Annotated in this window: 10 protein-coding genes; 9 read left to right on the top strand and 1 reads right to left on the bottom strand. The window is 42.2% G+C overall.

From position 1 onward, the window contains the following. Positions 1-186: IS3 family transposase (locus WAX46_RS07560; protein ID WP_336493384.1), on the top strand; the 186-nt coding region annotated here is incomplete at its 5' end. 186 nt (positions 187-372) lie between these two features. Here WAX46_RS07560 and WAX46_RS07555 read toward each other — a convergent pair. Continuing rightward, positions 373-816 (bottom strand): YslB family protein, encoded by a 444-nt coding sequence (locus WAX46_RS07555; protein WP_226569026.1) that lies wholly within the window; start codon positions 814-816, stop codon positions 373-375. Between the two features lie 282 nt (positions 817-1,098). Between WAX46_RS07555 and WAX46_RS07550 the strand changes: the two genes are divergently transcribed. The 8 genes from WAX46_RS07550 (at position 1,099) to racE (ending at position 7,913) form a co-directional block, all read left to right on the top strand. After that, on the top strand, positions 1,099-1,707 hold the full coding sequence (locus tag WAX46_RS07550; protein WP_226569028.1) for a succinate dehydrogenase cytochrome b558 subunit: 609 nt from the start codon (positions 1,099-1,101) through the stop codon (positions 1,705-1,707). Positions 1,708-1,744: 37 nt separating this feature from the next. Beyond that, positions 1,745-3,505, top strand: a complete 1,761-nt coding sequence (gene sdhA, locus WAX46_RS07545; protein WP_226569031.1) for a succinate dehydrogenase flavoprotein subunit — start codon at positions 1,745-1,747, stop codon at positions 3,503-3,505. 1 nt (position 3,506) lies between these two features. Then, positions 3,507-4,271, top strand: coding sequence for a succinate dehydrogenase iron-sulfur subunit (gene sdhB, locus WAX46_RS07540; protein WP_226569033.1), 765 nt, complete (start codon positions 3,507-3,509; stop codon positions 4,269-4,271). Between the two features lie 114 nt (positions 4,272-4,385). Continuing rightward, positions 4,386-4,844, top strand: a complete 459-nt coding sequence (locus tag WAX46_RS07535) for an acyl-CoA thioesterase (RefSeq protein ID WP_226569036.1) — start codon at positions 4,386-4,388, stop codon at positions 4,842-4,844. 81 nt (positions 4,845-4,925) lie between these two features. Continuing rightward, the gene (locus WAX46_RS07530; protein WP_226569038.1) at positions 4,926-5,639 is read left to right on the top strand and encodes a biotin--[acetyl-CoA-carboxylase] ligase; all 714 of its coding nucleotides are present in this window, start codon (positions 4,926-4,928) and stop codon (positions 5,637-5,639) included. Positions 5,640-6,272: 633 nt separating this feature from the next. After that, entirely contained in the window at positions 6,273-6,497 is a 225-nt protein-coding gene (gerE, locus tag WAX46_RS07525; protein WP_003184172.1) for a spore germination transcription factor GerE, read from the top strand. 149 nt (positions 6,498-6,646) lie between these two features. Continuing rightward, positions 6,647-7,087, top strand: coding sequence for a MarR family winged helix-turn-helix transcriptional regulator (locus tag WAX46_RS07520; protein WP_226569041.1), 441 nt, complete (start codon positions 6,647-6,649; stop codon positions 7,085-7,087). Positions 7,088-7,094: 7 nt separating this feature from the next. Further along, a complete protein-coding gene (racE, locus tag WAX46_RS07515) occupies positions 7,095-7,913 on the top strand; it encodes a glutamate racemase (protein ID WP_376776451.1) in 819 nt (272 codons plus the stop codon). Positions 7,914-7,931 lie beyond the last annotated feature (18 nt).

Below are 7,931 nucleotides of genomic sequence, written 5' to 3'. Positions count from 1 at the left end.
GTTATCGAGAACTTCTTCGGTATCTTAAAGTCTGAATTTCTATACCTAAAAGAATTTGAGGACATCGAACACTTCAAGCAAGAACTTGAACAATATATTGATTACTACAATCACACACGTATAAAGACGAAACTAAAAGGCATGAGTCCGATACAATATCGAACTCATGCCTCGAAAGCTGTCTAATAAATACCGTGTCTAACTTAAGGGGCTCACTTCAATTTCATGAAAGAGTGCACCTCTTTTTTATATTTGAATTGGCCGCATATCAAGAAAGTAAAACGTGCGTAAACCCATTCTCTAAATGTGCTATGATAGAAGAAGGCTTATAAAAAAGGCGTGACCTAAAGTCCTCGCCTTTCATAAGTAGTGTTAGCTAGGGTCTCTTAAATCCCATTTAACGGTTAAAATGACTTTATCAGCACGCTTTTTCACTTGTTCATAGGATTCAGCAACGTGCTGATTGAGAAGCTGAATCTGTTCAGCAATAAAACCTGCTTCTATTTGAAAGCACGGCTCCTTTTGATAGGTGAGTCGATTCGATACTAGTGAACCTTCGAGCTCAAACTCAATTTCCTGTTTTTTAGAATGGACCATAGTGAGTGTCCCCCATCCGGCATCATGGAAAAATTCGGGGATCTTCTCCCATGACTCTTGAGGAAATTTACGAGCAAGCAGCTTACCCGCAAAATACATCATAGATGAATGATCCTTACCAAGAATGTCAGGCAGCAGAACTTCGCGTATCAGCTCGTAAGCAAATCCATTGACTTCAATTTCTTTTAGCTGTTCTAATTGAGATTCGAATTTATTCATTGGCGGCTCCCCTCTTTCAACAATTTATTATAGCTTATGTTGGCATATGATGACAGAGTTTTCCCTGAAGTCTAAGAAATTCTTATTGTAGTAAAACGAATTTTGATTTAAAACTTTTAAATTTCGGAAAATATTAATTTATGTACGCGGTTTCTTGACGCTTTTTTGACATAGGAGTAAAATGAAATTGTCAATAAATTTGAATAAAGTGCTTACATTTGAAAGAAGCGGGGGTAAGACAATTTTCAAGCAATTGCACTTTTTTTACTAGGGGGTAAAGTAATGTCGGGGAACAAAGAATTTTTTTATCGGAGATTGCATTCTTTGCTTGGCGTCATTCCGGTCGGTCTATTTTTAGTACAGCACTTAGTGATTAACCATTTTGCGACGAACGGACCAGAGGCGTTTAACAAAGCTGCACACTTTATGGAACAGCTTCCATTCAGATATGCACTTGAGCTGTTCGTGATTTTCTTACCACTGATCTACCATGCTGTTTATGGGGTGTATATAGCCTTTACGGCACAAAACAACACGTCTCGCTTCAGTTACTTAAGAAACTGGTTGTTCAGACTGCAAAGGATTACAGGTATCATTACATTGGTTTTTGTCACTTGGCACGTATGGGAAACAAGAATTCAAGCGCAGCTTGGGGCTGAAGTAAACTATGACATGATGGCGAATATTTTAAGCTCTCCATTTATGCTAGGCTTCTATATTGTCGGCATTTTATCTACTATTTTCCACTTTGCTAATGGCTTGTGGTCATTTGCTGTCAGCTGGGGAATTACCGTTTCACCACGCTCACAAAGAATCTCCACATATGTGACATTAGGTATATTTATAGCGCTTTCATATGTAGGGCTAAGAGCAATTTTCGCTTTTGTTTAAGAGGAAATAGATTAGTAGAAGAGGGAGAGGGGCTACAATGAGTAATTCTAGCATCATCGTTGTCGGAGGCGGCTTAGCTGGTCTCATGGCAACTATAAAAGCAGCAGAAGCGGGAACAGCTGTTAAACTATTTTCAATCGTACCTGTGAAACGTTCACATTCTGTATGTGCACAGGGAGGAATTAACGGCGCGGTGAATACAAAAGGTGAAGGGGATTCACCTTATGAGCATTTTGATGATACGGTATATGGCGGAGATTTCTTAGCTAACCAGCCACCAGTAAAGGCAATGTGTGAAGCAGCGCCGTCCATTATCCACTTACTTGATCGTATGGGTGTCATGTTTAACAGAACACCAGAAGGATTACTGGACTTCCGCCGCTTCGGTGGAACACAGCACCATCGTACAGCATTTGCTGGTGCCACAACGGGTCAGCAGCTATTATATGCACTGGATGAGCAGGTTCGTCGCTATGAAGTAGCAGGACTTGTAACGAAATATGAAGGCTGGGAATTCCTTGGCGCTGTTTTAGATGACGGGGAAGTATGCCGAGGCATTGTCGCGCAAAACCTGACGACAATGGAAATTGAATCCTTCCGTTCAGATGCAGTCATCATGGCAACAGGCGGTCCTGGAATCGTATTTGGTAAATCAACGAACTCCATGATTAATACCGGATCAGCGGCATCAATCGTTTATCAGCAAGGTGCTCATTATGCAAATGGAGAATTCATTCAAATTCACCCAACAGCCATCCCAGGAGATGACAAGCTTCGTCTCATGAGTGAATCGGCTCGTGGTGAAGGCGGACGAGTTTGGACATATAAAGACGGGAAGCCTTGGTACTTCCTTGAAGAAAAATACCCAGCATACGGGAACCTTGTACCACGTGACATCGCAACGCGTGAAATTTTCGACGTATGTGTCGTGCAAAAGCTTGGTATCAACGGAGAAAACATGGTATACCTGGATCTTTCTCATAAAGATCCAAAAGAGCTTGATATTAAGCTTGGCGGAATCATTGAAATCTATGAAAAATTCATGGGTGATGACCCGCGTAAGCTTCCGATGAAAATTTTCCCTGCTGTTCATTACTCGATGGGCGGATTATGGGTCGATTATGATCAAATGACCAATATCAAAGGCTTGTTCGCTGCTGGAGAATGTGATTACTCTATGCATGGAGGAAACAGACTTGGCGCAAACTCCTTGCTTTCTGCGATTTACGGCGGAATGGTCGCTGGACCAAATGCAGTGAAGTACATTAGCAGTCTTGAAAAGTCTGCGGAAGACCTATCTTCTGCAACATTTGACAGCGCCGTGAAGAAAGAGCAGGAGAAATGGGACAACATTCTCAGCATGGATGGGACAGAAAATGCATACGTTCTTCATAAAGAGCTTGGAGAATGGATGACGGATAACGTCACAGTGGTTCGTTACAATGACAAACTCTTAAAAACAGATCAGAAGATTGAAGAACTGATGGAGCGCTATAAGCATATCAACATCAACGATACAGCATCATGGAGCAACCAAGGCGCTGCGTTTACCCGTCAGCTTGACAACATGCTTCAGCTAGCAAGAGTCATTACGATCGGGGCATACAACCGGAATGAAAGCCGAGGCGCACACTATAAACCGGAATTCCCAGAAAGAAACGACGATGAATTCCTAAAAACAACGATGGCTACGTTCAAAGGGAAGAATCAAAAACCAGCATTCCACTATGAGGACGTCGATGTATCGTTAATTGCACCTCGTAAACGAGATTACTCGAAGAAAAAGGTGGAGAAATAAGATGAGTGAAAAAAACACGATTCATTTCATTATCACACGTCAAGATACAGCAGATGGAAAGTCTTATGATGAGGAATTTGAAATCCCTTACCGTCCGAATATGAACGTCATTTCCGCTCTCATGGAAATTAGACGTAACCCGGTTAATAAACAAGGTGAAAAAACAACGGCCATCAACTGGGATATGAACTGTCTTGAAGAGGTGTGTGGTGCTTGTTCCATGGTCATTAATGGATCACCTCGCCAGTCATGTACAGCACTGATTGACAAGTTAGAGCAGCCGATCCGTCTTCAGCCGATGAAGACATTCCCAGTTGTCAGAGACTTGCAGGTTGATAGAAGCCGTATGTTTAACTCCTTGAAAAAAGTCAAAGCATGGGTGCCAATCGATGGCACATATGATCTTGGACCTGGACCAAGAATGCCTGAGAAAAAACGTCAATGGGCGTATGAGCTTTCTAAATGTATGACATGTGGTGTCTGCCTAGAAGCTTGTCCAAACGTCAATGATAAATCTTCCTTTATGGGACCTGCACCGCTTTCGCAAGTTCGTCTATTTAACGCACATCCGACAGGTGCGATGAATAAGTCAGACCGCCTAGAAGAAATTATGGGTGATGGGGGTCTTGCTAACTGTGGGAACTCTCAAAACTGTGTGCAGGCTTGTCCGAAAGGGATCCCGCTGACAACGTCTATTGCAGCACTTAACAGAGATACAACATTACAAGCTTTCCGTAACTTCTTCGGAAGCGATCACGCAGAATAACATCACATTCAGTCCTCTTTGCCAATCATGATGAGTGTTTACAAGAGGCTGGATGCATAAAAACGCCTCTTCCATTCGGGAGAGGCGTTTGTTTGTAAATAAGGAGTTGATTAAATGAGAATGCCGTCATATATTGAAGAACCGTTTGAGCAATGGAGGGCATCCTTTCGATTTTATGTGGAAACCACCGTCCGTTTTTCAGAAACGGATATGTTTGGCCACATGAACAATGTCACCCCTTTTGTGTATTTTGAAGAGGCACGGATTGCTTTTTTTCAAAAAACAGGACTTGTGGATAAACGAATGAAGCGAGTGAAAGAGACCATCACCGTCGTTGCAAACCTGCAATGTGATTACATCAAGCAGGTGGAGATCGGTGAGAGGCTGCGTGTATACGTAAAGCCGGAAAAAGTCGGGTCAAGCTCACTCATCCTTCATTACTTAGGAGAAAGTGAACAGCAGGAACCATGCTTTACGGGCTCTGTGACAATGGTGCAAATTAGCAAAGATACAGGCGCACCTGTCCCATTTACAGAAGAAGAAAAAGAGACATTTCAGGCTCAGCGAAATTAATTAATCACCCTCTATCAACCGTGTATGCTTCGTTTTGTTATAATAAAAAGATCATATCATGAAAAAACAAAAGGAGAACACATGAAGATTTTTCAATATGATATCATTGATAGTACGAATAATGAAGCGAAAAGGCTTATTCAACAAGGAGAAGTGCCTTCATTTGCTGTCTATTCCCGTCAGCAGACAGCAGGAAGAGGCAGGCTCGGCAGACCGTGGGAAACGCCTTCAGGGAATGTCGCCGTGACTATAACGGTAAAGCCGCCAGAAGAATTGTCCACCCAATCAACGATTGCCCCGCTAACGGCACTAGCGATCTATGATGTACTCAAACCACTCATGAGGGCTGAGGAGCAGCTAGCGATCAAATGGCCAAATGATATTGTCATTCATGAGGCAAAGGTATCCGGCACATTAATTGAAGCAGACCGCAGTGCCATCTATATCGGTGTTGGCATCAATGTGCAGACGAAGCCTCAGCATGTCCCGTACAAAACCATTTGTTTATCAGAGCTGACAGATGTCAGTGCAGACCAGCTTGTGAAAAACTTGACGACGGCTTTTGAAAAATACTATACACGCTGGCAAAACGAAGGCTTTGAAGCACTCACTGCACTCTACAACAAACGATTATTTCGCCTCAATCAACCGCTTCGCATTTCATTAGATCGTGAAAAACAAACATGGCAAGAAGGCATTTGCTGCGGGGTCAACCGCTACGGCCATCTGCAACTAAAAGATGACCTAGGACATATAAAAGCCCATTCTGCCGGAGATATTGATGCACCTCTCTAAAATTATAAAAAGCAGACGATTTCCTCGTCTGCTCAGCTTGTAGAGAAACCTATGTTTTTCTACAAGTTTTTTTGTTTTAAATGGTTTTGAATTCTACTTAAAAACCAAGGTCGTGCGAATTGGTGATCTAATCTGTCAAGATAAGGTGGAGAATCATGAATATGACCAGGCGTTACGTATCCGTTGTTCGGTGATCTAAATAGAGGCTTCATCCAAGTCTTTTATATAGTTTTGTGTATCAAATCTACGTACTTGTCAATTTTACGGAACAGGTGATTCTCTTCGACAAGTTGGTCGAGCAGTACAAATTCAGCTTCGTTCTGTGAAGAATTCCTTGTGTAGAACATGGCAGATACCATCCTTTTGAAGGCTTTTCTTTATGATAAAATGAGGGAATGGATAATTTAAGAGAGAAAATGAAAAAAGGGTGTCAATTTTCTCGACAGCCTGTGTCTCTACATGAGACTCGTCCTTTTTTTGCTGCTTGAAGCGTAACAAATTGGACGCTGATATGCAGGATTTCTCTATTTTAACGTCACCTACCTCAGGCAATCGGCATATGATATCTCGACTATACCGAATCCCATTCTATAGAGACTAGAGCTCTCACCTTAGCAAGGAGGGTTACAATACTTGAAGGAGAAAGAGTTTCAATCCAAGCCGCTATTAACCAAAAGAGAAAGAGAAGTATTTGAATTGCTCGTCCAAGATAAAACAACAAAAGAAATTGCAAGCGAGCTTTTTATTAGCGAAAAGACTGTTCGAAATCATATTTCGAATGCCATGCAAAAGTTGGGAGTCAAGGGTCGTTCACAGGCCGTAGTCGAGCTTCTGCGTATGGGTGAGCTAGAGCTCTAAAGTCAGCCGGTTTTCCTTCCACATCGGGGAGGAACCGGTTATTTCTATGTGATTTCCTTGAGTCTCTTCTTGCATTTTCTTTGAAAAACGAGGAAAATAGGAATGTACATTTTAATCAAAGTGAGATGCTATAGTGAGGTATCAATGAAATGGAAACGAATGAGTTCAACCATGTTGCAGAGATTGAAAAATCATTGCGCCATATTGCCGCAATTATTAAGCAAAAAGGCAGAGAAATTCTGAATCAATATACGATTACACCTCCTCAATTTGTAGGTCTACAATGGCTTTTTGAATTCGGAGATATGACAATAGGTGAGCTATCACAAAAGATGTATTTGGCTTGTAGCACGACAACCGATTTAATTGATAGAATGGAAAAAAGTGAACTTGTCGAACGGGTGAAAGATCCTTCTGACCGCCGCGTGGTTCGCATTCATTTATTGCCTGAAGGCGAGCGGATCATTCAAGAAGTGATTATCAAACGCCAAGAATACGTCAGTGAACTTCTAGGGGCTTTCTCAGAAGAAGAAGCCATCGTTTTCAACCAATCCTTAATGAAACTACAGCAGCAAATGAAAAGAAAATGAGGCGATTTTGTTGGATCAACCAATCGGCGTCATTGATTCCGGTGTTGGCGGTTTAACCGTTGCGAAGGAAATCATGAGACAACTGCCAAAAGAGAAAATCATTTACGTAGGCGATACAAAACGATGTCCGTATGGCCCGAGGAAAGAAGAAGAGGTTCTTCAATATACGTGGGAAATAGCGCAACACTTATTGAGACATCACCATATTAAAATGCTCGTCATTGCGTGCAACACAGCGACGGCGATTGCACTTGATGAAACCAAAGCAACGCTCGATATCCCGGTCATTGGCGTGATCCAGCCCGGATCCCGCACCGCTATCAAGGTGACAAGTAACCAGCATATTGGCGTCATTGGCACGGCCAATACGATCAAAAGCGAGGCCTATAAAGAAGCGCTGCTCTCTTTAAAAGCAGGTCTAACGGTTCAAAGCCTGGCTTGTCCAATGCTTGTTCCATTTGTGGAAAGCGGTACGTTTTTAGATCATACAGCAGATGAAGTTGTGAAAGCCTCTCTTGAGCCAATGAAAGAAACAGGAATTGATACGCTCATTCTTGGCTGCACGCACTATCCTATTTTAAAAGAGCCGATTCAGCGTTTTATGGGCAGTGATGTGAGCATCATTTCATCAGGGGATGAGACTGCTAGAGAAGCAAGTACGATTCTTTCATACAAAGGACTGTTAAATGCTTCTAAGGAAGCACCCGTTCATACATTTTACACAACAGGGCAGCAGCAAAATTTTCAAAATATTGCTCGTGACTGGTTCGGTTACCTACCAGGGAAGGTCGAAACTGTGTCACTTGAACAGGTTTATCAGCAATAACCCGCTTCTATTTGAGTG

This window comes from Bacillus sp. FJAT-53060, assembly GCF_037104745.1.
GTDB lineage: Bacteria > Bacillota > Bacilli > Bacillales > Bacillaceae > Bacillus > Bacillus stratosphericus_B.
Note: the sequence above shows the minus strand (reverse complement) of the source record. Positions and strands in the feature narration are given on the sequence as shown.

What these genes read in the sequence shown, in the direction of transcription:
- WAX46_RS07555 (WP_226569026.1), bottom strand. Translation starts at nt 816, where the DNA reads ATGAATAAATTCGAATCTCAATTAGAACAGCTAAAAGAAATTGAAGTC.
- WAX46_RS07535 (WP_226569036.1), top strand. Translation starts at nt 4,386, where the DNA reads ATGAGAATGCCGTCATATATTGAAGAACCGTTTGAGCAATGGAGGGCA.
- WAX46_RS07530 (WP_226569038.1), top strand. Translation starts at nt 4,926, where the DNA reads ATGAAGATTTTTCAATATGATATCATTGATAGTACGAATAATGAAGCG.
- WAX46_RS07550 (WP_226569028.1), top strand. Translation starts at nt 1,099, where the DNA reads ATGTCGGGGAACAAAGAATTTTTTTATCGGAGATTGCATTCTTTGCTT.
- sdhB (WP_226569033.1), top strand. Translation starts at nt 3,507, where the DNA reads ATGAGTGAAAAAAACACGATTCATTTCATTATCACACGTCAAGATACA.
- sdhA (WP_226569031.1), top strand. Translation starts at nt 1,745, where the DNA reads ATGAGTAATTCTAGCATCATCGTTGTCGGAGGCGGCTTAGCTGGTCTC.
- WAX46_RS07520 (WP_226569041.1), top strand. Translation starts at nt 6,647, where the DNA reads ATGGAAACGAATGAGTTCAACCATGTTGCAGAGATTGAAAAATCATTG.